Below are 22,807 nucleotides of genomic sequence, written 5' to 3' on the forward strand. Positions count from 1 at the left end.
TCCGGGTTCGACACTGACGCATCGCCCCGAAATGACGGTATACATCAGAACCGCCGCGCGCCCATCTTGATCTGTTCCTCGGAGAAGAAGATCTCCTTGGCATGGGTGGCGATGTCCTCGGCCTTCCAGCCGGTAAATGGCGGCTTCCAGCCCTCCATTTCCATCATCCGCATCTCGCGGACGCCGCGCGGGCCCGAGACGCCGAGAACCTTGCCGGTCTGGTCGCCCGACAAATCGCTGACCATGTAGAGCACGGCCGGCGCGATGCCGTCCGGGCCGAGCGCCGCACCCGGATTCTCCTTGTAGCGGGGCAGGTCCGCGGTCATGCGTGTCAAGGCGCCGGGCGCCAGCGTCCAGATCCGGATGTTGTACTTGCGGCCCTCGATCGCCAGCACGTTGGAGAGGCCCCAGATGCCGCCCTTGGCCGCGCCGTAATTGCTCTGGCCGAAATTGCCGATCAGGCCCGAGGTCGAGGAGGTGTTGACGATGACGCCGCCGCCATTGTCGCGCATCCATTTGAACACCGGCTGGGTGCAGCAGAAGGTGCCCTTCAGATGCACCTTCATCACCCTGTCCCAGTTGGCTTCCTTGGCCTTGTGGAAGGTCTCGTCGAGCAGGATGCCGGCGTTGTTGACCAGGATGTCGGCGCGGCCGAAATGCTTGATGGCGTCGTCGAAGACCGACTGCCCGCCGGCGATGGTCGAGATGTCGGCGCCGTTGGCGACTGCGCGGCCGCCCTCGGCCTTGATCGCATCGACCACCCTGTCGGCCATCGACTTGTCGGAGCCCGAGCCGTCGCGCGGGCCGCCGAGGTCGTTGACCACCACCGCCGCGCCCTCGCGCGCAAACAGCTTTGCGTAGGCCTCACCCAGTCCGCCGCCGGCGCCCGTGATCAGCGCCACCTTGCCGTCGAGTAATCCCATGGTCGTTTCTCCGTTGTTGTTCTTTCTTCTTCACCTCGCCCCGCCTGCGGGGAGAGGGAGCCGACGGCCTCGACGGGTGGCTACGCCAGCACCGTCTTGCCGCTCTTGATCACGGTGACGCCGCGCGACTTCACCTTGGCCTCGAACGACACCACGTTGCCGTCCTTCCACAGCTCCATCGTCACGGTCTCGCCGGGAAACACCGGCGAAGAGAATCGCGCCGCGTGCTGCTTGAAGGCTGTGGGATCGTAATCGGCGTAGGTCTGCAGCACGCCGCGGCAGGTGATGCCGTAGGTGCACATGCCGTGCAGGATCGGCCGCGGGAAGCCGGCCTTCCTGGCGAATTCCGGATCCGAGTGCAGCGGGTTGCGGTCGCCACACAAGCGGTAGATCAGTGCCTGGTCAGGCCGCGTCGTGATATCGACCACTTGGTCCGGCGCGCGCTCCGGCACCTTGTGCGGCTCGGGCTGGCCATCAGATGGACCGCCGAAGCCGCCATCGCCACGGGCGAAACGCGAGGCCACGAGCGTTGCGAGCTTGTCGCCCTTCTCATCCCTGAGCACGGTCTGGTGGCGGATCACCGCGCCCTTGTCCTTGCCCTTGTCGAACACGTCGAGCACGGTCGAGTCGGCCGTGATGTGGGCTGCCGTCGCGAACGGCTTGTGGAAGGTGATGTCGCGCTCGCCGTCGACCACCATCACGCGGTTGAGATTCATCTCGCCGGGGCCGGCGCCCCAGGCCGCGACCGACGCGAAGGTCGGCACCACCTTGAGCGGACGCGGCGTCAGCACGCCTTCATTGACGAAGGCGAGCTCGTTCTCGTCCATCGGATCGGCGCCGAGACCGATGCCATAGGCATAGAGCATCACGTCGCGATCGCTGTAGCTGTATTTCTGGCCGAGATTCTTCAGGGCCATCAGCTGTTCGTACACGATTGGCATTGTCGTTTTCTCCCCGAACTCTGTTCTGTCTTCGCTGCTGCCCGTTACTGCGCCCTCTCCCCTTGCGGGAGAGGGCCACACCGGCATCAAACGCAAACTCGTTTGGGAGAGGGGTTGCTTCCGCAGATGCATCTCCCGCGTGGAGAGAGACCCCTCTTCCGGCAGCTGCGCTGCCACCTTCCCCCCGCAACGGGGGAAGGTACTTCTCAGGCCGGCGTGAAGAACGGCAGCGGCGCACCGTCGGTCGGCTTCCACACCACCTTCACCTTCTGGCCGATCCTCACCGTCTCCAGATCGCAATCGACGATGTTGGTCTGCAGCGACGGACCTTCCTTCAGCGTCACATAGGCGATCGCATACGGACCGGTCGGCGATTTCCGCATCAGGCTGTAGGTATAGACCGTGGCCTCGCCGCTCGACTCCTCCCACACTGTCTTGTCGGAGAAGCAGAACGGGCAGATCGCGCGCGGGAAGTAATGCGCTTCGCCGCAGGTGTTGCAGCGCTTGATCATGAACTTGCCCGCCTTCGCCGCTTCCCAGAACGGCGCAGTCTCCGGATTGGTCACCGGGGCGTTGTACTTCTTGGCTTCAGACATCACGCACGCTCCAGAATGCAGGTTGAGGCGGCGTGGCGAACGCCGAGCAGACCGCCGGTGCCGTGGGCAATCGCGAGGTCGCAGTTCTTCACCTGCACCTTCGGATGCGCCTCGCCGCGCAACTGGCGCACCGCCTCGAGGATCTTCGTCATGCCGCCGCGATTGACGGGATGGTTGCTGCACAGGCCGCCGCCGTCGGTGTTGAACGGCAACTTGCCGACGCCCGAGATCAGGTTGCCGTCGGCGACGAACTTGCCGCCCTCGCCCTTCTTGCAGAAGCCGAGGTCTTCGAGCTGCATCAGCACCGTGATGGTGAAGCTGTCATAGATCGAGGCGTATTTGATGTCCTTCGGTGTCACGCCCGCCTCTTCGAAGGCACGCGGGCCGGACCACACGCCAGCGGAATAGGTAAGATCGAGATCCTTGCCGCCGCGCGGGCCCTTCATCGCCTCGCCATGGCCGATCAGGCGCACCAGCGGCTTCTTCAGGCTCCTCGCAATCTCCGGCGTGGTGACGATCATCGCGCCGCCGCCATCGGTGACGACGCAGCAGTCCATCCGATGCAGCGGGTCCGAGATCATCGGCGAGTTCAAGACGTCCTCGACGGTGACGACCTCCTTCAGCATCGCGTGCGGATTGTATTGCGCGTGATGCGAGGCCGCGACCTTGATCCAGGCGAGCTGCTCGGAGGTGGTGCCGTAGTCGTGCATATGGCGCATGGCACACATGCCATAGGCATTGTGCGTGGTAGCCCCGTAGGCCAATTCGAAATCGGCCTCGGCGCCGGAGGCGCGCGGCGGCATCGGACCGGTGCGAGGCTTGCCTGCGAGCGTAACCAGCGCGACCGAGCACTTGCCGGCGGCGATCGCCTCGGCGGCGTGGCCGAGATGGATCAGATAGGAACAGCCACCGGTCTCGGTGGAATCGACGTGACGCAGCTTCTTGGTGTTGAGGCCGAGATAATCGACCATCGGCCACAGCCCGCCCGGCGCATCGCCGGCGCAGAAGTAGCCGTCGATATCGTCCTTGGTCAGCCCGGCATCCTCGATCGCACCCTTGGCGACCTCGGCGTGCAGCTGTGCTGTTGATTTATCGGGTGCATGCCGGGTGGGATGCTCGTAGATCCCGGCAATGTAGGCCTTGCCCTTGATGGTCAAATCGCTCTCCGCTGGCGTTTCTCGCTCCAGCGTTTTTCTGAACCGACGGCGCGACCTTGGCAAGCGCGGAAATATTCCGTCAGGCGAGACTGCGAGAGCGCACAATATGCGCGCCGCAAACGGATGTCGTCCCGGCGAAGGCCGGGACCTATAACCACCGCTGTTCGTCGCTGCGCGACGCTGGGGCCGCAGCTCAATCTAACAACTCGACGCTGTGGTTATGGGGCCCGGTCGCGCTTCGCTTGCCCGGGACGACACCAAATATGCAGCGACTACTCCGCCGCCATCTGCCTCGGAGCGGGCGGCGGGTTGGCGAGGTCGGCGGCGAGTTGCGCGTAGCGAACCTTGGCCTCCTTGATCGCCTTGTCCTTCACCGGGCCGTAGCCGCGGATGCGGTCGGGCAGCGACAGCAATTCGACCGCGATGTCGTGGTTGAGCGGCGACAGCAGGGTCAGCACCGTCGCGACATCCTTCTCGTAGCCCGCGATCAGGTCGCGCTCGAGCTTGCGGTCGGCGTTGTAGCCGAAGACGTCGAGCAGCGTACCGCGCAGGAACCGGAATCGCGCCATCACCTTGAAGGCCGACATCATCCACGGCCCGAAGGCGCGCTTCTTCGGACGGCCCTGCGCATCGAGCCCGCCGCCGAGGATCGGCGGGGCGAGATTGAAGTTGAACTTGAAGTCGCCCTCGAACTGGTCGCGCAGCTGCTTCTCGAAGCGGCCATCGGTGAACAGCCGCGCCACCTCATACTCGTCCTTGTAGGCGAGCAGCTTGGCGTAGTTGATCGCGACCGCACGCGGCAGCGCCTCGCCATAACCGCCCTTGGTGGCGGTGTCGCGGACCTGGTCGACCAGCTTGCGGTAGCGTTTTGCCAAACGCGCGTTCTGATAGCCGGTCAGAAGATCCATGCGATGGGTGATGATCTCGTCGAGCGACATCGCGTCCAGCGACTTTGCCGGCGCGACGTCGTCATCCTGCCCCTTCATCATCGCGGCGAGCCGCGCCGGATCGGCCGCGGCCAGACGCCCGAGCTGGAATGCCTGCGTGTTCATCTTGATCGAGACACCATTGACCTCGATCGCCTGCTGGATCGACTCCGCCGACAGCGGCAGCAGGCCGCGTTGGTAGGCAAAGCCCATCATCATGATGTTGGTGGCGATGGAGTCGCCGAGCAGCGTTTCGGCCGGCTTGGTGAAGTCGAAGAAGGCCGAGTCCTTGCGCAGCTCGGTCTCCAGCACGCTGTTGACCTTGCGGCTCTGGAAATTGAAGTCGCGGTTCAGGATGAAATCCGCGGTCGGAATGATGTGGCTGTTGATGATGCCGACGGTACGGCTCGCATCGCACAGCGTAATAGTGTCCTTCGACACCGCCACGACTTCGTCGGCCGCGAGCACGAGATCGGCCGTGCCGGTCACGATGCGCGAGCAGGTCACGTCGGCGGTGTGCTCGGAGAGCCGGACATGGCTGAGCACCGCGCCGCCCTTCTGCGCGAGGCCGGACATGTCGAGGATCATCGAGGCCTTGCCCTCGATATGCGCGGCCATGCCGAGCAGCGCGCCGATCGTCAGCACGCCGGTGCCGCCGACGCCGCCGACCGCGATGTTGTAGGGCCGGTCGAGCGCGGGCTTCGAGGCCGGCTCCGGCAAGGCGCCGATATCGCCGAGTTCAGTGGGCGCGCGACGCTTGAGGGTGCCGCCATCGACCGTGACGAAGGACGGGCAAAAACCCTTCACGCAGGAATAGTCCTTGTTGCAGGTCGACTGGTTGATGGTGCGCTTGCGCCCGAGCTCAGTCTCCAGCGGCTCGACCGAGATGCAGTTCGACTGCACCGAACAGTCGCCGCAGCCTTCGCAGACGGCCGGATTAATCAGCACGCGGCGCGCCGGATCCTCCATAAGGCCGCGCTTGCGGCGACGGCGCTTTTCCGCGGCGCAGGTCTGCACGAACACGATCGCCGAGGTGCCCTTGGTGTCGCGGCACATCTTCTGGACATTCTCGAGCTCGTCGCGGTGGAACAGCTTGACGCCCGGCGCGATGGTATCAGCCGGATAAGAACCCGGATTTTCCGAAACCAGGTAGATTTCGCGGATGCCTTCGGCGTGCAGCTGGAAGGTGATCCGCTGCGGCGACAGATCGCCGTCGTGGTGCTGGCCGCCGGTCATGGCGACGGCGTCGTTGTAGAGGATCTTGTAGGTGATGTTGGCCTTGGAGGCGATCGACTGGCGGATCGCCAGAATGCCGGAGTGGAAATAAGTCCCGTCGCCGAGATTGGCGAAGATGTGGTTCTCGTTGGTGAACGGCGCGATGCCGACCCACGGTACGCCCTCGCCGCCCATGTGGGTGAAGGTCTCGGTCGAGCGGTTCATCCACAGCGCCATGAAGTGGCAGCCGATGCCGCCGAGCGCACGGCTGCCTTCCGGCACCTTGGTCGAGGTATTGTGCGGGCAGCCCGAGCAGAAATACGGCGTGCGGCTGACGGGTGCGGTCGCCTGCATCTGCGACGACTGGCGGCCGTTGAACCAGTCGGCCTTGGCGCGCAACATCTCGGCGATTTCAGGATTGAGATTAAGTCGAAGCAGCCGCTCGGTGAGCGAGCTTGCAAGCGAGGCCACGCTCAGCTCGGCGGCGAAGGTCAGGAAGCGCTTGTCGTGATCGTCCATCTTGCCGACGATGCGCGGGCGCACGTCGTCGCGCCAGTTGAACAGCTCCTGCTTGACCTGGTTCTCGACGATCTCGCGGCGTTCTTCGACGATGAAGATCTCTTCGAGGCCGACGGCGAAGTTGCGCACGCCTTCCGGCTCCAGCGGCCAGGGCATGCCGATCTTGTAGAGGCGGATGCCGATCTTGGCGGCGATCTCGGGCGTGATGCCGAGCTCACGCAACGCCTGGCGGATGTCCTCATAGCTCTTGCCCGAGGCCATGATGCCGTAGCGCGCGTTCGGCGAATCCATCGTGACGCGGTTGACCTTGTTGGCGCGGGCAAAGGCGATCGCGGCAAAGCCCTTGTAGTCCTGCAGCCGGCGATCCTGCTCGAACCGGTCGTCGGGCCAGCGGATGTTGAGGCCGCCCGGCGGCAGCTCGAAATCGGCCGGAATGATGAAGGGCGTCATCTCGTCGGTGAGGTCGATCTCGGCCGTGGTCTCGACCGTCTCGGTGATCACCTTCATGCCGACCCAGCAGCCGGAGTAGCGCGACATCGCGATGCCCAGCAGGCCCATCTCGATCATTTCGTGGATGCTGGAGGGGTAGAGGTAGGGCATCAGCGCGGAGATGAAGGCGTGGTCGGACTGATGCGGGACGGTGGAGGACTTTGCGCCATGGTCGTCGCCGGCCAGGCAAAGCACGCCGCCGTGCTTGGCGGAGCCCGCCGCATTGCCGTGGCGGAAAACGTCGCCGCAGCGGTCGACGCCGGGGCCCTTGCCGTACCAGATGCCGACCGCGCCATCATATTTGGCGCCGGGCGACAGGGCGAGCTGCTGCGAGCCCCAGATCGCGGTGGCCGCGAGGTCCTCGTTCACGCCGGGCTGGAATTTGATGTTGTACTGCTCGAGATGCTTGCGGGCGGCGAACAGCTGCTGGTCGTACCCGCCGAGGGGGGAACCGCGATAGCCGGAGATGAAGCCTGCCGTGTTGAGGCCTGCGGCGCGGTCGCGTCTGATCTGCGCCATGGGCAGGCGGACCAGCGCCTGGATGCCGGTCATGAAGACGTGGCCGGTGCCTTGGGTGTATTTCTGGTCGAGGCTGATAGGCCCTTGGTCGATTCCCATTTAGCCCTCTTTGCGCTGGTCGCGACGCCTGCTTTTTAGCTAGTCATCCGAACTTGTTAGAACCAGTCTATGTCGGATTTTCTGGCCCGCGCAGCACAATTCTGGACGACCAAGCCCGTCGCTCGAAAATCGCAATTTCGTGCCGGGAATATCGGAGCGCCGTTTCGGTTTCTGTCGCTGGACAGGCCCGCGGCGAAACGGCGTGACGCGTCGTGTGGACCGGAAGGTGAATGGATGCGGCGACAACCTCGAACGACCGGTGCGATTCTGGCCGGTGCGCTGTTGTGCAGTGCGTTCGCGGCCCGCGAATGCACCGCCGCGCCAACCGACGACATCATCGCCCGCGGCAAGGCGCTCACGATCGCCGGCGACTGCGCGAGCTGCCATACCGCCGACCCGGCAAAGCCCTTCGCCGGGGGCAAGCGGATCGACACGCCGTTCGGTGCGGTGTTCTCGCCGAACCTGACGCCCGACCGCGATACCGGCATCGGCGGCTGGAGCGACGACGATTTTCTGCGCGCGCTGCGGATGGGCATCTCGCCGAACGGGGTGCATTATTATCCCGCCTTCCCCTACCCGTATTTCTCAAAGCTGATCCGCGACGACATCCTGGCGATCCGCGCCTATCTCGCGACGCTGGCGCCGGTCAGCAACAAGGCGCCGCCGCCGGAGCTGCGCTGGCCGTTGAACTACCGCGTGCTGATGCGGGCCTGGAACGCCCTGTTCTTCACGCCGGGCATCATCCAACCGGACCAGAGCGAGACCGCGGAATGGAATCGCGGCCGCTACCTCGTCGAGGCCCTCGCCCATTGCGGCGCCTGCCATACGCCGAAAAACGCGTTCGGCGCCGACAAGCGCGACCAGGCGCTTGGCGGCAACATGGTGCAGGCCATGTTCGCGCCCAGGCTCGACGGCGCCGAGCGAAGTGGGCTGAAGTCCTGGAGCACCGGTGACATCGCTGAATATCTGCAGAGCGGCCGCAACGGGCAAGCCATACCGGTCCGTTGATGTCCGAGGTGGTGGTCAATTCGACCTCGAAGATGAGCGACGCCGATGTGCGCGCGATCGCGGTCTATCTGAAGAGCCTGCCCGCCGGCGCGTCGGAGCCTGTGGTCACCCCGCCCTCGCCGGCGCAGATGAGCAACGGCGAGCGCATCTATCGCGGCGCCTGCGTCGCCTGTCATGAGCTCGATGGCTCCGGCGCGCCGCGGATCTATCCGCCGCTGCCCGGCAACGCCAATCTGCAATCGGCTAGTCCTGCGAGCACGCTGCGCATCATCCTCGACGGTGCGCAGACCGTGACCACGCCGCGCGCACCGAACGCCGGCTCGATGCCGGCCTATCCGAAGCTCACCGACCAGGAGGTCGCCGATGTCGCGACCTATATCCGCAATGCCTGGGGCAATGCGGCGCCCGCCGTGACGGCGGACGAGGTCGCCAAGGCGCGGACAGCGAAATAAAGGCGCGGACGGCGAAATAGCCGTTCAGCGCTCCTCGTCGCTGAACACGAATTTCGGCATCTCCCATTTGTAGCGGATCGCCAGCATCCGGAACGTCAGTCCGAGTACGAAGGTCAGCAGGGTCCAAACCGGTTGGTTGAGGTTCAGTCCGAACGCGGTCGCATAGAACAGCCCGGTCACCACCGAGACGCTGGCGTAGAGCTCGCTGCGAAACAGCAGCGGCACCTCGTTGCACAGGATGTCGCGCAGCACGCCGCCGGCGCAGCCGGTGATCATGCCGGCCACGATCACGATCGGCAGCGAGGAGTCGACCTGCCAGGCCACGTCGCAGCCGGCCATGGTGAACACCACGAGCCCGATCGCATCGAGCACCAGGAACGCGAGATTGAGCCTGACCACCAGCCGCGCCAGCAGGATGGTGGCGAAGGCGCCGGCCGCCGCGATCGCCAAGTAGATCGGTTGCGCAACCCAGAGCAGCGGATAGTGCCCGAGCAGCACGTCGCGGATGGTGCCGCCGCCGAGCGCGGTGATCGCCCCCAACATGCAGACGCCGGCCCAATCCATGCTGCGTCTGCCGGCCGCGAGCGCCGCCGTCATCGATTGCGCCGCAACCGCGATGAACGAGAGCACGTGCAGCACCGAATCGGTGGGCGGCATGGTCCACATTGAAAAGGCCTCATGGAACAGGAACCCTGGGAATCGGCGGTTCCAGCATGAACAGGTTGCAACATTGGCGCGGAACATCCGCACGCGCCAGCCATTGTCTCCAGCGTTTAGCCTACGCGCTTAGCCTTGGGGGGCTAACGGAGGAACTTTGAAATGGCTTACAACCCTGACGATCCGTATCGCGCCAACCTGACCGATGACGAAATCCACCGTCAGGCGCGCTTAAACAGCCTGGACAACGAGCTGCAGCCGGATCCGGAACTCCAGGAGGGACCGGCCAGCGGTACCAAGGTCGCGATGTTCGCAGTCGCGGTGGCCGTGGTGCTGGGCGCGCTGTTCTATGGGTTGAACAATACGTCGGTCAATCAGGCTGGCACCACGCCGCCGACCCAGACCGCGCAGCAGACTCCCGCCAATCCCACCGCGCCGCCTCCCGGCATGCGCGACGTGACGCCGAAGCCGAACAGCCAGCCCGGCGTAACCACGGGCGCGGCGCCGGCCAACCCGTCGACCCCGCCGTCCGACATGAACAAGCCGGCGGCCCCGCCGGCCGAGAATGCGAGGTAACGCTGACGACATTTGACCTGGCGCGAGCGGCGGGCCCAAGCGGCCCGCCGCTTTCTTGCGCGCGAGGTCTACTTGAACATCCTGTTGAGCTCGCCGCCGGGATAGCCGTTGACGAATTCGGTGAAGGTGCCCTTTTCGGCCATCTCCTTGGCCGCCTTCATGACGCCGGTCCAGGCCATCCGCGCCAGCGCGCCGCCGACGCTGATCCGGCGCACGCCGAGGTCGCCGACCGCTTGCAACGTCAGGTCGGACGCGCCGCCGATCAAAAGATTGACCGGCTTCGGCGCCATCGCCTTCACGACCGCGGAGATCTCCTCCTTGGTCGAGATGCCCGGCGAATACAACACATCCGCCCCGGCTTCCGAATAGGCCTGCAGCCGCTCGATCACCAGATTGAGGTCCTTCTTGCCCCACAGGAACGCCTCGCAGCGGCCGGTGAGCAGCACGCCGCTGTGGTCGGCATCGATGGCTTTGCGCGCCGCCCTGATGCGCTCGACCGCGAGCTTGTGCTCGAACAGCGGATTGGCCGCGTCTCCCGTGGAGTCCTCGATCGAGAGGCCGGCAACACCGGTCTTGACACCGCGCGCGACATTGACCGCAACCTTCTCCGGCTCGACCGCGAAGCCGCCCTCGAAATCGGCGTTGACGGGAATATCGACCGCCGCGCACACCGCGGTGAGGTGGTCGCAGACGTCATCGACGGTGACGCGGTTGTCGGCCTTCGCGATAGTCCAGGCGAAGCCGGCGCTGGTCGAGGCCAGCGCCTTGAAGCCGAGATGTTGCAAGGCGCGGGCGCTGCCGACATCGAACGGGTTCGGAATGATGAAGCACCCGCTCTCGTGCAGCTTCTTGAAGGCGGCTCGTTTGTCAGCAGTTGGCAGTGGCATTGGTCGCTCCCTAGAGTCATTGGCCGCGCAGAGATAGGCACGCATATATGCGAGCGCTAGAGTTTCGCTTCATGCACCGCGCGGCTGTCCTTCGGGGCCTGATCGCGTTCGTTCAAGCCGTAGTCACGCATCACGCTCGCGACGCGCAACCGGTAATTCTCGAAGATCCGGGCGCGGCCCTTGGCCTGGGTGCGGCGGTGCTCGACCGTGTTGCGCCAGGCTTCTACCGCAGCCTCGTCGCGGAAGAATGACAGCGACACGAACTTGCCCTTCTCGGTCAGGCTCTCGAACCGCTCGACCGAGATGAAGCCGTCGATCTCCTGCAGGATCGGCTTCAGCTCGGCGGCTAGGTCAAAATAGAACTCCCGGTGCTCGGCCTTCGGCCAGACTTCGAAGATCACGGCAATCATGGGCGCCTCCGCGCATTGTTGTTGTGGAGTGACTATAGCTCGACCTTGCGCAGAAATGTCCGCTCCTCGGCGAGGATGAAGCGGTTTTGTTCCGCGAAGTTGAAGTTCGCCACGCCCTCGCTGTCCTGGCGCAGCCGCGCGCGATAGGCCTCGTAGGCGGCGAGACTTTCGAACGAGATCAGCGCGAAGGCGATGTTGTTGGTGCCCTCGTGCGGCATCCAGTAGCCGAGCAGATCGCCGCCGCAGCGCGGGATGATCGAGAGCCAGTTCCGCGAATACTCCTCGAACATCGCGCGCTTGAACGGATCGAGCTGGTAGCGGATGAAAACGGTGATGGTCATTGATTGCCTCCTGAACTTTCCCGTCATCGCGAACCATCGCGATGTCAGCACGGTGAAGACTACCCGCTTGCCCGACTTCGATGCTTCGTCTACCATCGAACTATGAAAGCAGGACCCGACATTTCCCGGATCGCCGCTCTGGTCGGCGATCCCGCACGCTGCAACATGCTGACCGCGCTGATGACCGGCCGCGCGCTGACCGCGAGCGAGCTGGCGCAGGAGGCCGGCATCACGCCACAAACGGCGAGTTCGCATCTCGCCAAGCTCGAGGCCGGCGGCCTGATCGAGCCCGAGAAGCAGGGCCGTCACCGCTACTACCGGCTCTCTGACCCCGACGTCGCCGATGTGCTCGAAGGGCTGCAGGGCATCGCCGCCCGAGCCGGCCATATGCGCGTGCGCACCGGGCCGAAGGATCCGGCGTTGCGCCGCGCCCGCATCTGCTACGACCATCTCGCCGGCGATCTCGGCGTGCAGATGCTCGACAGCATGAAGCGGCAGAAGCTGGTGCGCCAGAGCAAGCAGGCGATCGAGCTCACCGGCGAAGGCAAGCGCTTCATGGCCGAGGAGTTGCAGATCGACGCCGATGCGCTGACGCATCCGCGCCGTCCGATTTGCAAGGCCTGCCTCGACTGGAGCGAGCGGCGCCACCACCTCGCCGGCACGCTGGGCGCTGCCATGATGGACCGCTTCACCGAATTGAAATGGGCCGCGCGCGATGCTGCACCGGGCAGCCGCGTGGTCAATTTCTCGCGCAACGGCGAGAAGCGGTTCGCGGCGCTGTTCGGCGCGGGCGAGTAATATCGCGCGTTCAAGTCGGCATCGGTCATGCGCGAGCCCCTTGTCTTGCTTGTCTCGCTCTCCGATACAGTTTGCATCCTCGTCACGGCGCGTACTGCGATCGCGGCTGCGAAATGTTTCAGATCAATGCTGGGCTCACTTGCGGCGCACTGACGCAGCTGTGACGCGCAACATTCATGTCGTATTCAGCCCGCAACATTATGCTCGGCGAAATCGGGCACGGCGTCTGCAATGATCCCGCCGGGCGAAACGGTAATCTAAAGTTTGTTGCGGTGCCGCAGCGCGGCCGAACTAAAAGGAGAAGACATGAAGTATCTTTTCGCAGCAGCAGTTTTGGTGTCGACCGCATTCGCCGGCATCAGCGCGGCTGACGCGGCCGGCGGTTGCGGTCCCGGCTGGCACCGTGGTCCCTATGGCGGCTGCGTCAGGAACCGCGGCCCCGTCGTCGTCGCTCCCGGTGCGGTCGTGGTTGGGCGTCCCGTCGTCGTCGCACCCGGCCCCGTCGTGGTTGCGCCGCGTGTCCGCGCCTGCCCCTATGGCTTCGGCTGGCGCTACGGCCGTTGCCGCCCGATCTGATCGCGGCACACCTGCGCAAACAAAACCCCGCTTCGCGCGGGGTTTTTCTTTTCTATCGTAGTGTTGATGTCACCAGCGGCGCCAGTGATGATGCCTGCGCCAGTGGCGGTGGCGCCAGCCCCAATGCCTATGGTGCCAGTGCCGATGATGCCAGCGTCCGTGACCGTGATGCCAGCGCACCTCCAGGGGCTTCAGACGATCGACCTCGTCGCCCGTGGTCACCGCCGGATGTTCATCATTGCCTGTCGGCGATCGTGCATCCCCTTTGAGGGGGAGCGGCGCGAGCGGCGCCGCCCGGGCGGTCGCTGCAAAAGTCGCCACACCGGCGGCGACACCGAAGGCCATCTTCAGAAAATCCCGGCGTTCCATCAGAGTTCCCTTTATTGCTGAGTTGGACCAACTGCGTCAGCCAGTTTTTTCGCCGCGACCTGAACGCCGGCTGAACCGCACATTCACGTTTCGGGGATTTCGACGCCGCGGCCGCGTTTGCAACGGCGTGACGTCACATCACCTGCACGACGCCCGCCGCCTCGCGTTCTACCCGTCATGTCCATTCCGCCGGTTTCGAGAACCGTCGAACGGAACTAGCATTGCTCATCGGGTTACTATGCCGCAGCCGGCGCGAGCAGGCTTGATTTGCGCGACTGATACGTTAGCCGCGTAGCCCGCATGAGCGGAGCGATATGCGGGAACGATGCCATACGGATAAAGCGGCCCCGGATGTCGCGGAGCCTGTCATCGGGCGCGCGTTCGCGCGACCCATTGACTCATCCGGCTACGGAGTATGGCCTCACATCAGCTTCAGCGGCGCGTCGTGCACCAGCCGAAGATCGATGTTGCCGATCAGTCGCGCACGGCGCGCCTCGGCGCTGCTGATCGCGGCCTCGGTCTGCCGCAACGTGCTGACATTCGATCCGAGCGACACGATGCCGCCGAGCACCAGCGCGATCGATCCGAGCGCTGCGGTCTGGCCGGCGCCGAACAGCCCAAGCAGCGCGATCAACAACAGCGCGAACCCGGCTGCGGTCGCGACCTTGGACCCGAGAATGATCCGGCGGGATCGTTCGGCGCTTTCGGCAAGCTCCTCGATCTGCGCCTCGATCTCGGAAATCTCGTCGGTCGGATCGTCTTCGGTCATCAGGTTCGAACCTGTCGGGCGGGTCAGGCGAAGCCGTAACCCACCGCGGGTCGTACGGAACGAAGATGGCGGGTTACGCTTGCGCTAACCCGCCTGCGCACTCCTCACAACGGCAGATTGTCGTGCTTCTTCGCGGGGATCTCGACCTTCTTATCCCTAAGCATCGCCAGCGCCCGCGCGATCCGCCGCCTTGTCGAATGCGGCATGATGACGTCGTCGATGTAGCCGCGTTCGGCGGCGATGAAGGGCGACAGGAAGCGGTCTTCGTATTCCTTGGTGCGCGCGGCGATCTTGTCGGGGTCGCCGATGTCAGAGCGGAAGATGATCTCCACCGCGCCCTTGGCGCCCATTACCGCGATCTGCGCGGTCGGCCACGCGTAGTTCATGTCGGCGCCGATCTCCTTCGAGGCCATGACGTCGAAGGCGCCGCCATAGGCCTTGCGGGTGATGATGGTGACGAGCGGCACCGTGCACTGCGAATAGGCGAACAAGAGCTTTGCGCCGTGCTTGATCAGGCCGCCATATTCCTGGGCGGTGCCCGGCAGGAAGCCCGGCACGTCGACGAAGGTGACGATCGGGATGTTGAAGGCATCGCAGAAGCGGACAAAACGCGCGGCCTTGCGCGAGGCGTCGCTGTCGAGCACACCCGCCAGCACCATCGGCTGGTTGGCGACAAAGCCCACGGTGCGGCCGGCGATGCGGCCGAAGCCGGTGACGATGTTCTTCGCGAAGGTCTCCGAGATCTCGAAGAAATCGCCCTCGTCGACGACCTTGAGGATCAGCTCCTTCATGTCGTAGGGCTTGTTCGGATTGTCGGGGATCAGCGTGTCCAAGGACATGTCGACCCGGCCGATGTCGTCGAAGCTCGGCCATTCCGGCACGCCGTCGGTGTTGTTCGACGGCAGGAAGTCGATCAGCCGGCGCATCTGCAACAGCGCATCGACATCGTTCTCGAAGGCACCGTCGGCGATCGAGGAGCGCGTCGCGTGCACCGAGGCGCCGCCGAGTTCCTCCGCCGTCACCACCTCGTTGGTGACGGTCTTCACCACGTCGGGGCCGGTGACGAACATGTAGCTCGTGTTCTTCACCATGAAGATGAAGTCGGTCATGGCGGGCGAATAGACGTCGCCGCCGGCGCAGGGGCCCATGATGACGGAGATCTGCGGGATCACGCCCGAGGCCTGCACGTTGCGGCGGAACACGTAGGAATAGCCTGCCAGGGCAGCGACGCCCTCCTGGATGCGCGCGCCGCCGGCGTCATAGAGGCCGATGATCGGCGCCCTCGCCTTCATCGCCATGTCCTGAAGCTTTGTGATCTTCAGCGCATGGGTTTCCGACAGCGAGCCGCCGAACACGGTGAAGTCCTTGGCGAACACGAAGGTCTTGCGGCCGTTGACGGTACCCCAGCCGGTGACGACGCCGTCGCCGGGGATCTTGGTCTTCTCCATGCCGAACTCGATCGAGCGGTGCTCGACGAACATGTCGAATTCCTCGAACGAGCCCTTGTCTAGCAGTAGCTCGATCCGCTCGCGGGCGGTCAGCTTGCCGCGGGCGTGCTGTGCCTCGATGCGCTTTTCGCCGCCGCCCAGCTTGGCGCCGGCGCGCCGCTCTTCGAGGGTGTCGAGGATGTCTTTCATTTGTTTCCGCCCGTGTTAGCTACAGTCCGCGTCCCCGCGCGAGGTGCGGGGCCGCTTCGTTCGGAATGGCTTTAGCACGGCCATTTCGGAACCGGAAAGGCGCTTGTGGGCAGGTTCGGGCGCAAAAACGGTAGGATTTTCCGACATCTGGGGAGACAGCGATGACTGATACGACCACGGCCGAGACCGGCGCCGCGACCGGCGGGGTGCGCACCCTGCTCCGGCTGGAGGGGCTGGTGCTGTTCGTCGGGATGACCGTGCTCTACTACAAGTGGGAGGGTTCCTGGCTGGTCTATGTCCTGCTGTTCCTGGTGCCGGACATCAGCTTTGCCGCTTACCTGATCAGCCCGCGGGCCGGCGCCATCGCCTACAACGCCACCCACACCTATCTGGCGCCGGTGGCGCTGATGACGCTGGGTTTTGCCGGCGAAGGACCGCTGGTGCTCTCGATCGCGATGATCTGGCTCGCCCATATCGGGATCGACCGCGCGCTCGGCTACGGGCTGAAATATTCCAAAGGCTTTGGCTTCACCCATCTCGGGCGGATCGGCGAGCTCAGCTGAACTGGACGCCGATCCGGCCTTTCCTGCGCCAGACCACGCGGCAATGCCGCTCCGTCGTCTCCATTTCCAGCACAAGGCGGAAGCTCTCGGGGATATCGGCGGGATTCGTCGCCTCGACCGCGGCGCCGGACGCCGAGAGGTTGCGCACGATGCAGGTCATGCTGCGCCGGGCAAAGCTAATGCGCGCCGCGCGCGCAACGTTGCGCCTGAGAGCCCTGCGCTGGTCGCCAGCGGCCTCGCTGGTCGCGCCGGTCGAGAAGCCGGAACGGATCCTGCCTTGCAGCCGCACGTCCGCCTGCATGTCGAAATGCTTGAGAATGCGTGGCCGGCTTCCGACCACGGTCAATTGCAGGGACGCCAGCAGATGCTCGACCTTCTCGCCGTCGCTGCCGAACGGCAGCAGCAGCCGCTCGCAATCGACCTGCTGGCCGCTGGCGTCGATCGTGGAGAACACGATGTAGACGGCGCAACCGCTCGTCGCGCATTGCTTCGCCGGCGCCAGCGTAATGCGCCGGAGCGACATCGAGACCACCTGCTCCATGGTCTTGCCTGCCCAGGCGGAATTGAACGCCTCGGCGACATGCTCGCCCTGATACATCGCACGGAATTTGCGCAGCCGCCCCTCGCCTTCGACCGCCCATGCGACGAGCTGCCGGGGATCGTGCAGCGCAGGATCCGGCTTCAACTCGGCGAATGCGGGAAATGGCCGGCCGGCGGCCAGTTGATCCCACTGCTCCAACAGTGCGCGCTGGCTTGGCGACCTGATCGCGTCAGGCGCAATGAACCTGAAGGTCATCTGCCCCTCTGATGTCGCGTCAGCGCGCAAGGTGGGCAGCTCCGCTTAAGGATCACTGAAACCCGATCCGTAACAGTGCGGGGCCGTGCCGCCGACGGGGTGAATTAGCGCTTGGCATGGTTAGCGCGCGCTTTACAATTCGGCCGAATCAGAGGGGGAAGTCATGCTCAGCTACGGCCGATCGGCCACCATTGGAGCAGTGCTTCTCAGCATGCTGTTGTTCGCCTGCATCGAGACCAGCGCGCAGCAGACGCTGTTCAAGCTGGGCTAGCCGCGCTCGTCACGCGAAGCGGCGCGCGAACACGACGCAGGCGACGACCAGCAAGGTCGCTGCGATCATCGACCAGCGTACCTGCTCATGCAACAGCAGCCCGGCCAGCGCGAGGCCGAAGAACGGCTGCAACAGCTGCAACTGGCCGACGCTGGCGATGCCGCCCAGCGCAAGGCCGCGATACCAGAACACGAAGCCGACCAGCATGCTGAAAACAGAGACATAAGCGAGCCCGAGCCAGGCCGGCGCGCCGATGCCCTGCCAGCTCGGCGGCAGCGTCATGATGGTCATCACGAGCACCACCGGCACCGAGAGCACCAGCGCCCAGGAGATCACCTGCCAGCCGCCGAGCCGGCGCGACAGCGCCGCACCCTCGGCATAGCCGAGGCCGCAGACGGTGATGGCAGCGACCATCAGCAGGTCGCCGGTCAGCGACGCCGATCCGTCGCCCGACAATGCGAAGGCGCCGACCGTCGCGCTGCCGATGCAGGAGAACAGCCAGAACAGCGGCTTCGGCCGCTCGCCGCCGCGCAGCACGCCGAATACGGCGGTGGACAGCGGCAATAGCCCGATGAACACGATCGAATGCGCCGAGGTGATGTGCTGCAGCGCCAGCGCGGTCAGCAGCGGAAAGCCGATCACGACGCCGACGGCTACGATGGTCAGCGACACCAGGTCCTTGCGCTGCGGCCAGGGCTGCCGCAGCAGCGCGAGCAGTGCCGCGCCGAGCAGCGCCGCGATCGCGGCGCGCGCCGAGGTCAGGAACAGCGGCGAGAACCCGGCGACCGCGACGCGGGTGGCCGGCAGCGATCCGCTGAAGATGATCACGCCGAGCAGACCGCTGCCCCAGCCCTCCAGCGAAGCGCTGCTGCGCCCCTCGCCCGCCCAAGACTTCCCCGACCAAGACTTCCCCGACAACGTCTTCGAATCGCTCATCGCACACCTCATTCTTCGCGAGGCGAAGATAGCGGCGGTGGGCTGGCCAAGGCAGTTACGGATCAGTACAATATCGCCAAACTGTATGGGTAAAGGTAGGCATACACTTGCGGCAACCAGCCAACCATCGCACCGTTTCGGCGCCAAAGGCGACCCGGACCACCGGCGTGATGAACGCGATCCGCGCCAGGATCGCGAGCCGCGCGCTCGTCGCCGACGACCGCCTGCCCTCGATCCGCAGCTTTGCCGCGACCATGGGCGTCTCGCCCTCGACCGTGGTCGAGGCCTATGACCGGCTCGCCGCCGAGGGCCTGATCCGGGCGCGGCCGGGCTCGGGCTTCTATGTCTCGTCGGCGGCGCTGCCGCCGCTGGCGCTGGCCAACGACCAGCCGCAGCACGACCGCGCCGTCGATCCGTTCTGGGTGTCGCGGCAATCGCTCGACGCCGCGAGTGGCGCGCTGAAGCCGGGCTGCGGCTGGCTGCCCGCCGACTGGATGCCGACCGAGGCGCTGCGGCGCGCGTTCCGCGGCCTGGCGCGGGCCGACGACGCCGTGCTCGCCGATTACGGTGCGACGCGCGGCTCGCTGGCGCTGCGCCGCATGCTGATGGCGCGGTTCGCCGACGAGGGCCTCGAAGTGTCGCCCGAGCAGGTGCTGCTCACGATGTCCGGCACCCAGGCAATCGACCTGATCTGCCGCTTCCTGCTGCGGCCCGGCGACACGGTGCTGGTCGATGATCCCTGCTATTTCAATTTCCGGGCGCTGCTGCGCGCCCATCAGGTCAAGCTCGTCAGCGTGCCCTACACCCCATCGGGCCCCGATGTCGCAAGCTTCGAGGCGGTGCTCGAAGCCGAGCGGCCGCGGCTCTACATCACCGTGTCCGGGCTGCACAATCCGACGGGCGCGACGATGTCGCCGCAGACCGCGCACCGCGTGCTGAATGCCGCGGCGGCATATGACTTGACGATCGTCGAGGACGACATCTTCGCCGATTTCGAGCCGGAGCCGTCGGCGCGGCTCGCGGCGCTCGACGGGCTGAACCGCGTGATCCGGATCGGCAGCTTCTCCAAGACGCTGTCGGCGTCGTTGCGCTGCGGCTTCATCGCGGCGCGCGCCGACTGGATCGAGCAGCTGGTCGATCTGCAGGTCGCGACCGGATTCGGCGGCCCCTGCGCGGTCGCGACCGAAATCATCGCGAGCGTTTTGGCGACCGGCTTCTACCGCAAGCATGTCGAGGAGCTGCGCCGGCGGCTGGCGCGCGCCCGCCGCGACGTCGGCGAGAAGCTGCAGCGCATCGGCATCGAGCCGTGGCTGATGCCGCGCGGCGGCTTCCAGCTCTGGTGCCGCCTGCCCGACGGTTGCGACTCCGCCGACGTGGCGCGCGCTGCGCTCGCCGACAACATCGTGCTGGCGCCGGGCAACGTGTTCAGCACCACGCAATCGGCCACCGGCTTCATGCGTTTCAACGTCGCGCAGTGCCGCGACCCGAAACTGATGCCGGCCTTGCTGCGGGCGATCGGGCGCTGAAGCGCTGCAAGGCGTTTGCCTGGACGACAAACGCAAAAGCGCTGCGTAGCGATCAGCCCGTCACAGCGCGACGATATCGGTGAGGCATTGCTGCGTGACGCTCATTCGCGCGTCGATCTGCGCCTGGGTCTTGCAGTCCATGTTCATCGCGAACACCGTGATGTCGCTGCCCTTCTCGGCCCAGCCGACCAGCCAGCCGAACGCGCCGTGCTCCTTGTCGGTCAGACCGGTCTTGGCGCGAATGACGGCGTCGCCGACCTTAGTGACCGGAAGAATGTCGCACACCAGCTCTTGGCTGCGCTTGCCGACCGGCAGCACGCCGCGGCGCAGCCGATCGAGGAAATCGATCTGCTGCACCGGATCGATCCGCAGATTGCCCGTCACCCAGAACTGGTCGATGCCGCCGCCGATGTCGCGGTTGCCGTAGTCGATGATGTCGAGATATTTCTGCATCCGCTCCGCGCCGATCCGGCGGGCGATCTCCTGGAACACCGGGAAGGCCGACACCGCGATCGCCGAGCGCAGCGTGTGATCCTTGTTCCAGGCCTCGATGCTGCGCGTCGTGCCGTCCCACTTGAAGACGTCCTTGTCGGGATCCTGCACCACGCCGGTCTCGAGCGCGATCAGCGCGTTTGGGATCTTGAAGGTCGAGGCCGGCAGCCTGCCCTCGCCCGAGCGAACCTTGTCGCTCGCGATGATCAGATAGTCGTCGACCTTGTAACCAACGAAGGTGCCCTCGGTGCCGAGATCGAAGAACCGCTTTTGCAGGTCCTCACGAAACTCGCTGCGCTGGTAGGACACATTGGCGAAGCTGCGCGACGGCAGGATGCTCGCGGCAGCAAGCAGACCGAGCGCATGGCGGCGATGGATCACGACGGGACCTGATTTGGTTCGGGTTGACGACGATGCTGATGCCATCGTGGTGAAAGGATGGCAATGAGACTCACTTGTTTGACGCGTTTTCTTCACGCAAACCGGTGCCCGCTTCGCTGAAAACGCTATCGCTACCGCGCCCGACCCGACAGCCGCAGCACGAACACCAGCACCTCGGCGACGGCTTTGTAGAGCTCGGCCGGGATCTCGTCGCCGAGCTCGACATTGGAGAGCGCGCCGGCCAGCACCTCGTTCTCTTCGATCGGGATGTCGTTGGCCTTGGCGACCTCGATGATCTTGGCGCCGATCGCGCCCTTGCCTTTCGCCACCACGCGCGGCGCGCCGGCGTGGTCGTAATGCAGCGCGACCGCGAGCTGGTTCTGCACCTCGCTCATGATGCGCGGTCCAGGAAATGGCCGGCGCGCGCGGGGGCGGGTTGCGGCGGACTGCCGTCGCGGATCTCGATATCGCCAGGCGTGAGCTCGGCCCTGGTCAGCGCCTGGCTCAGTTCGAAGGCGCCGGCGCGCAGTTGCGCGGCGGTCGAGGGACGCTCGGCCCACATCCGCACCGAGGTGCGCTCGCCGTTCAGCGAGACCAGCGCATGCACCGGCCCGGCCGGCTCGACATCGAGCGTGAAGCGCGCCCGCCACACCCGCTTGGCGGCTTCGACCTCATTGCCGCCGCCGTCGCGGGAAATCTCGAACTGCGCCATCGCCGTGCCCTGCTGGGTCAGGAACGGGATCTCGAAATTCCAGCGCGGCACCATGGCGTCGAGCTGCGGACGCGTGCCGTCGCCACGATCCGGCAACGAGGCGATCTGCAGCAGCGTCTGCCGCGCCAGTGCCGCGTCGGTGTTTTCCAAGAGGCGATGCGCGGCGGTCGAAAGCGGCGTGCCAGGGGCAATCGACGGCTCCGCAACGGCCTGGGCCGACGGCAGCGCGCCGTGAAACGGCGGTGGCGGCGTGCTGCCGCGTGCGGGCATCTCGCCGGGCAGCATCTCCCGCGGCGCGGCGCCCTGCCGTGCCGGGTTGCCGAGCTCATGCAGCGCTTCCTGAATGAGATTGAGCGCGCCGCCCGATGACGGGCCGGCATCGAGCGCATCCGCGAGCTCGCCGGCAAGGTGGGTGGCGCCGCGGGTGAGATCCTCGGTAACCGGCACGCGCGCCTGCGGCAGCAAGATCTCCTGAACCTCAAGCTCGGGCATTGCCGGCGGCACGATGCTTGGGGCCGTGCCGGCACTGGCAAGCGCCGGCTGCTGCAACGGCGTGGACGCCGGCCCCGTGGCATCGCCGGCGCCGAGCGAGGTCAGCGCCTGCCGCAGCACGATCAGCGCAGCCTTCAGATCGGGCACGCTGCCGTTTGGCGACGCAACGCCCGAGGCGAGCGTCGCCTCCAGCAGCAGTCCTGATTTCTGGAAGCCGGCCTTGACGGCATCGCCGCTCAAATTCTGGTCGAGGCCGGTCTGCTGCGCCAGCACCAGCGCGATCGCGGCCTGCAGCTTCGGCGGCAGATTGGCCGCGGTGACCGCCGTGAGATTGGCAAACAGCGGCGCCTGGCTGCCCTGCACCGCCGCCGCATGCTGCGCCGTCGCGGTGATGGTGACGCGCTCGAGCGGCGACAGCGCAGCCTTCGGCGCCGTGGCGACGGATTGCGGAGCGGCGCTGGCGTTGACCGCCCCCGGCGACAATTGCACGGCATCGCCCGTGTCGGCGCCCGGCCCGACCAGTTGCAGGCGGATGCCGTCGCTGGTCTGCGACACCGCCAGCTGGAGGTTTTGGCCCTGCTGCAGCGGCACCTCGGTCTGGACGTCGATCGACAGGCTCGCGATCGCGATCCGCACCAGATCGGCCGAAAGCACCTTCAAGACTTGCGCGTTGACGACGCTGCCGGCCTCCAGCGTGAGGTCCGGCGCAACGCTGTCCGCCTCCTTCGAGGCGAGCACCGGCAGCACGGGATTGACGGCGATAGCCATGTCGGA

At 65.7% G+C, this 22,807-nt stretch carries 22 protein-coding genes and 1 pseudogene; 6 read left to right on the plus strand and 17 right to left on the minus strand.

Translation table 11 applies throughout. From position 1 onward, the window contains the following. Positions 1–44: 44 nt before the first annotated feature. The 5 genes from HAP47_RS24680 to HAP47_RS24700 all read right to left on the minus strand — a co-directional run bounded on the left by HAP47_RS24680 (position 45) and on the right by HAP47_RS24700 (position 7,384). Entirely contained in the window at positions 45–923 is an 879-nt protein-coding gene (locus HAP47_RS24680) for an SDR family oxidoreductase (RefSeq protein ID WP_173642383.1), read from the minus strand. A gap of 80 nt (positions 924–1,003) precedes the next feature. Beyond that, the gene (locus tag HAP47_RS24685) at positions 1,004–1,864 is read right to left on the minus strand and encodes a MaoC family dehydratase (RefSeq protein ID WP_173642382.1); all 861 of its coding nucleotides are present in this window, start codon (positions 1,862–1,864) and stop codon (positions 1,004–1,006) included. A 206-nt stretch (positions 1,865–2,070) separates the two neighbouring features. Beyond that, entirely contained in the window at positions 2,071–2,460 is a 390-nt protein-coding gene (locus HAP47_RS24690) for a Zn-ribbon domain-containing OB-fold protein (RefSeq protein ID WP_173642381.1), read from the minus strand. Continuing rightward, on the minus strand, positions 2,460–3,617 hold the full coding sequence (locus HAP47_RS24695) for a thiolase domain-containing protein (RefSeq protein ID WP_173642380.1): 1,158 nt from the start codon (positions 3,615–3,617) through the stop codon (positions 2,460–2,462). Before HAP47_RS24695 ends, HAP47_RS24690 begins: the two co-directional genes overlap by 1 nt. 272 nt (positions 3,618–3,889) lie before the next feature. Further along, complete coding sequence (locus HAP47_RS24700) at positions 3,890–7,384, minus strand: indolepyruvate ferredoxin oxidoreductase family protein (RefSeq protein ID WP_173642379.1); 3,495 nt, start codon at positions 7,382–7,384, stop codon at positions 3,890–3,892. A gap of 234 nt (positions 7,385–7,618) precedes the next feature. On the opposite strand from HAP47_RS24700, the pseudogene HAP47_RS24705 reads away from it, so the two are divergent. Next, positions 7,619–8,844: pseudogene (locus HAP47_RS24705) on the plus strand (c-type cytochrome). A gap of 24 nt (positions 8,845–8,868) precedes the next feature. Here the strand turns inward: HAP47_RS24705 and HAP47_RS24710 are convergent. Beyond that, positions 8,869–9,510 (minus strand): trimeric intracellular cation channel family protein, encoded by a 642-nt coding sequence (locus HAP47_RS24710; RefSeq protein ID WP_173642378.1) that lies wholly within the window; start codon positions 9,508–9,510, stop codon positions 8,869–8,871. Positions 9,511–9,663: 153 nt separating this feature from the next. Here HAP47_RS24710 and HAP47_RS24715 point away from each other — a divergent pair, with 153 nt between their 5' ends. Next, positions 9,664–10,077 carry a hypothetical protein gene (locus HAP47_RS24715; RefSeq protein ID WP_173642377.1) on the plus strand — a complete coding sequence of 138 codons (414 nt, stop codon included), beginning with the start codon at positions 9,664–9,666 and terminating at the stop codon, positions 10,075–10,077. Between the two features lie 68 nt (positions 10,078–10,145). Here the strand turns inward: HAP47_RS24715 and HAP47_RS24720 are convergent, their stop codons facing one another. Genes HAP47_RS24720 through HAP47_RS24730 form a run of 3 tightly spaced genes read right to left on the minus strand, consistent with a single transcriptional unit; the run spans position 10,146 to position 11,715 of the window. Further along, complete coding sequence (locus HAP47_RS24720; protein ID WP_173642376.1) at positions 10,146–10,964, minus strand: isocitrate lyase/PEP mutase family protein; 819 nt, start codon at positions 10,962–10,964, stop codon at positions 10,146–10,148. Between the two features lie 56 nt (positions 10,965–11,020). Beyond that, positions 11,021–11,374 (minus strand): antibiotic biosynthesis monooxygenase family protein, encoded by a 354-nt coding sequence (locus tag HAP47_RS24725; protein WP_173642375.1) that lies wholly within the window; start codon positions 11,372–11,374, stop codon positions 11,021–11,023. Between the two features lie 32 nt (positions 11,375–11,406). Next, a complete protein-coding gene (locus tag HAP47_RS24730) occupies positions 11,407–11,715 on the minus strand; it encodes an NIPSNAP family protein (RefSeq protein ID WP_173642374.1) in 309 nt (102 codons plus the stop codon). Positions 11,716–11,817: 102 nt separating this feature from the next. Between HAP47_RS24730 and HAP47_RS24735 the strand changes: the two genes are divergently transcribed. Together HAP47_RS24735 and HAP47_RS24740 are read left to right on the plus strand one after the other, a co-directional pair. Further along, positions 11,818–12,513: an ArsR/SmtB family transcription factor gene (locus HAP47_RS24735; RefSeq protein WP_173642373.1), complete on the plus strand. Its 696-nt coding sequence runs from the start codon at positions 11,818–11,820 to the stop codon at positions 12,511–12,513. A gap of 306 nt (positions 12,514–12,819) precedes the next feature. Next, positions 12,820–13,089: a GCG_CRPN prefix-to-repeats domain-containing protein gene (locus tag HAP47_RS24740; RefSeq protein ID WP_173642372.1), complete on the plus strand. Its 270-nt coding sequence runs from the start codon at positions 12,820–12,822 to the stop codon at positions 13,087–13,089. 69 nt (positions 13,090–13,158) lie between these two features. Here HAP47_RS24740 and HAP47_RS24745 read toward each other — a convergent pair whose 3' ends face one another. The 3 genes from HAP47_RS24745 to HAP47_RS24755 form a co-directional block, all read right to left on the minus strand. After that, the gene (locus tag HAP47_RS24745) at positions 13,159–13,458 is read right to left on the minus strand and encodes a twin-arginine translocation signal domain-containing protein (RefSeq protein ID WP_173642371.1); all 300 of its coding nucleotides are present in this window, start codon (positions 13,456–13,458) and stop codon (positions 13,159–13,161) included. Between the two features lie 421 nt (positions 13,459–13,879). Further along, the gene (locus tag HAP47_RS24750; protein ID WP_173642370.1) at positions 13,880–14,227 is read right to left on the minus strand and encodes a hypothetical protein; all 348 of its coding nucleotides are present in this window, start codon (positions 14,225–14,227) and stop codon (positions 13,880–13,882) included. Between the two features lie 104 nt (positions 14,228–14,331). Further along, positions 14,332–15,864: an acyl-CoA carboxylase subunit beta gene (locus HAP47_RS24755; protein WP_097675108.1), complete on the minus strand. Its 1,533-nt coding sequence runs from the start codon at positions 15,862–15,864 to the stop codon at positions 14,332–14,334. Positions 15,865–16,025: 161 nt separating this feature from the next. Between HAP47_RS24755 and HAP47_RS24760 the strand changes: the two genes are divergently transcribed. Further along, a complete protein-coding gene (locus HAP47_RS24760) occupies positions 16,026–16,427 on the plus strand; it encodes a DUF4260 domain-containing protein (protein ID WP_173642369.1) in 402 nt (133 codons plus the stop codon). Here HAP47_RS24760 and HAP47_RS24765 read toward each other — a convergent pair. Together HAP47_RS24765 and HAP47_RS24770 are read right to left on the minus strand one after the other, a co-directional pair. Further along, the gene (locus tag HAP47_RS24765; protein ID WP_173642368.1) at positions 16,420–17,223 is read right to left on the minus strand and encodes a PilZ domain-containing protein; all 804 of its coding nucleotides are present in this window, start codon (positions 17,221–17,223) and stop codon (positions 16,420–16,422) included. The genes HAP47_RS24760 and HAP47_RS24765 overlap by 8 nt on opposite strands. A 280-nt stretch (positions 17,224–17,503) precedes the next feature. Further along, on the minus strand, positions 17,504–18,430 hold the full coding sequence (locus HAP47_RS24770; protein ID WP_231168361.1) for a DMT family transporter: 927 nt from the start codon (positions 18,428–18,430) through the stop codon (positions 17,504–17,506). 170 nt (positions 18,431–18,600) lie between these two features. Between HAP47_RS24770 and HAP47_RS24775 the strand changes: the two genes are divergently transcribed. Next, the gene (locus HAP47_RS24775) at positions 18,601–19,956 is read left to right on the plus strand and encodes an aminotransferase-like domain-containing protein (protein WP_173643134.1); all 1,356 of its coding nucleotides are present in this window, start codon (positions 18,601–18,603) and stop codon (positions 19,954–19,956) included. A gap of 60 nt (positions 19,957–20,016) precedes the next feature. On the opposite strand, the gene blaOXA is transcribed toward HAP47_RS24775, so the two are convergent. The 3 genes from blaOXA to fliK all read right to left on the minus strand — a co-directional run bounded on the left by blaOXA (position 20,017) and on the right by fliK (position 22,801). Then, the gene (blaOXA, locus tag HAP47_RS24780) at positions 20,017–20,829 is read right to left on the minus strand and encodes a class D beta-lactamase (protein ID WP_173642367.1); all 813 of its coding nucleotides are present in this window, start codon (positions 20,827–20,829) and stop codon (positions 20,017–20,019) included. 131 nt (positions 20,830–20,960) lie between these two features. Then, positions 20,961–21,224, minus strand: coding sequence for an EscU/YscU/HrcU family type III secretion system export apparatus switch protein (locus tag HAP47_RS24785; RefSeq protein WP_173642366.1), 264 nt, complete (start codon positions 21,222–21,224; stop codon positions 20,961–20,963). Beyond that, positions 21,221–22,801 carry a flagellar hook-length control protein FliK gene (gene fliK / locus HAP47_RS24790; RefSeq protein WP_173642365.1) on the minus strand — a complete coding sequence of 527 codons (1,581 nt, stop codon included), beginning with the start codon at positions 22,799–22,801 and terminating at the stop codon, positions 21,221–21,223. The genes HAP47_RS24785 and fliK overlap by 4 nt, the downstream gene beginning before the upstream one ends. Positions 22,802–22,807: the final 6 nt, after the last annotated feature.

It is taken from the genome of Bradyrhizobium sp. 41S5, assembly GCF_011516665.3.
GTDB lineage: Bacteria > Pseudomonadota > Alphaproteobacteria > Rhizobiales > Xanthobacteraceae > Bradyrhizobium > Bradyrhizobium quebecense.

What these genes read in the sequence shown, in the direction of transcription:
- HAP47_RS24680 (WP_173642383.1), bottom strand. Translation starts at nt 923, where the DNA reads ATGGGATTACTCGACGGCAAGGTGGCGCTGATCACGGGCGCCGGCGGC.
- HAP47_RS24685 (WP_173642382.1), bottom strand. Translation starts at nt 1,864, where the DNA reads ATGCCAATCGTGTACGAACAGCTGATGGCCCTGAAGAATCTCGGCCAG.
- HAP47_RS24690 (WP_173642381.1), bottom strand. Translation starts at nt 2,460, where the DNA reads ATGTCTGAAGCCAAGAAGTACAACGCCCCGGTGACCAATCCGGAGACT.
- HAP47_RS24700 (WP_173642379.1), bottom strand. Translation starts at nt 7,384, where the DNA reads ATGGGAATCGACCAAGGGCCTATCAGCCTCGACCAGAAATACACCCAA.
- HAP47_RS24710 (WP_173642378.1), bottom strand. Translation starts at nt 9,510, where the DNA reads ATGTGGACCATGCCGCCCACCGATTCGGTGCTGCACGTGCTCTCGTTC.
- HAP47_RS24715 (WP_173642377.1), top strand. Translation starts at nt 9,664, where the DNA reads ATGGCTTACAACCCTGACGATCCGTATCGCGCCAACCTGACCGATGAC.
- HAP47_RS24720 (WP_173642376.1), bottom strand. Translation starts at nt 10,964, where the DNA reads ATGCCACTGCCAACTGCTGACAAACGAGCCGCCTTCAAGAAGCTGCAC.
- HAP47_RS24725 (WP_173642375.1), bottom strand. Translation starts at nt 11,374, where the DNA reads ATGATTGCCGTGATCTTCGAAGTCTGGCCGAAGGCCGAGCACCGGGAG.
- HAP47_RS24730 (WP_173642374.1), bottom strand. Translation starts at nt 11,715, where the DNA reads ATGACCATCACCGTTTTCATCCGCTACCAGCTCGATCCGTTCAAGCGC.
- HAP47_RS24735 (WP_173642373.1), top strand. Translation starts at nt 11,818, where the DNA reads ATGAAAGCAGGACCCGACATTTCCCGGATCGCCGCTCTGGTCGGCGAT.
- HAP47_RS24740 (WP_173642372.1), top strand. Translation starts at nt 12,820, where the DNA reads ATGAAGTATCTTTTCGCAGCAGCAGTTTTGGTGTCGACCGCATTCGCC.
- HAP47_RS24745 (WP_173642371.1), bottom strand. Translation starts at nt 13,458, where the DNA reads ATGGAACGCCGGGATTTTCTGAAGATGGCCTTCGGTGTCGCCGCCGGT.
- HAP47_RS24750 (WP_173642370.1), bottom strand. Translation starts at nt 14,227, where the DNA reads ATGACCGAAGACGATCCGACCGACGAGATTTCCGAGATCGAGGCGCAG.
- HAP47_RS24755 (WP_097675108.1), bottom strand. Translation starts at nt 15,864, where the DNA reads ATGAAAGACATCCTCGACACCCTCGAAGAGCGGCGCGCCGGCGCCAAG.
- HAP47_RS24760 (WP_173642369.1), top strand. Translation starts at nt 16,026, where the DNA reads ATGACTGATACGACCACGGCCGAGACCGGCGCCGCGACCGGCGGGGTG.
- HAP47_RS24765 (WP_173642368.1), bottom strand. Translation starts at nt 17,223, where the DNA reads ATGACCTTCAGGTTCATTGCGCCTGACGCGATCAGGTCGCCAAGCCAG.
- HAP47_RS24770 (WP_231168361.1), bottom strand. Translation starts at nt 18,430, where the DNA reads ATGAGCGATTCGAAGACGTTGTCGGGGAAGTCTTGGTCGGGGAAGTCT.
- HAP47_RS24775 (WP_173643134.1), top strand. Translation starts at nt 18,601, where the DNA reads ATGAACGCGATCCGCGCCAGGATCGCGAGCCGCGCGCTCGTCGCCGAC.
- HAP47_RS24785 (WP_173642366.1), bottom strand. Translation starts at nt 21,224, where the DNA reads ATGAGCGAGGTGCAGAACCAGCTCGCGGTCGCGCTGCATTACGACCAC.
- fliK (WP_173642365.1), bottom strand. Translation starts at nt 22,801, where the DNA reads ATGGCTATCGCCGTCAATCCCGTGCTGCCGGTGCTCGCCTCGAAGGAG.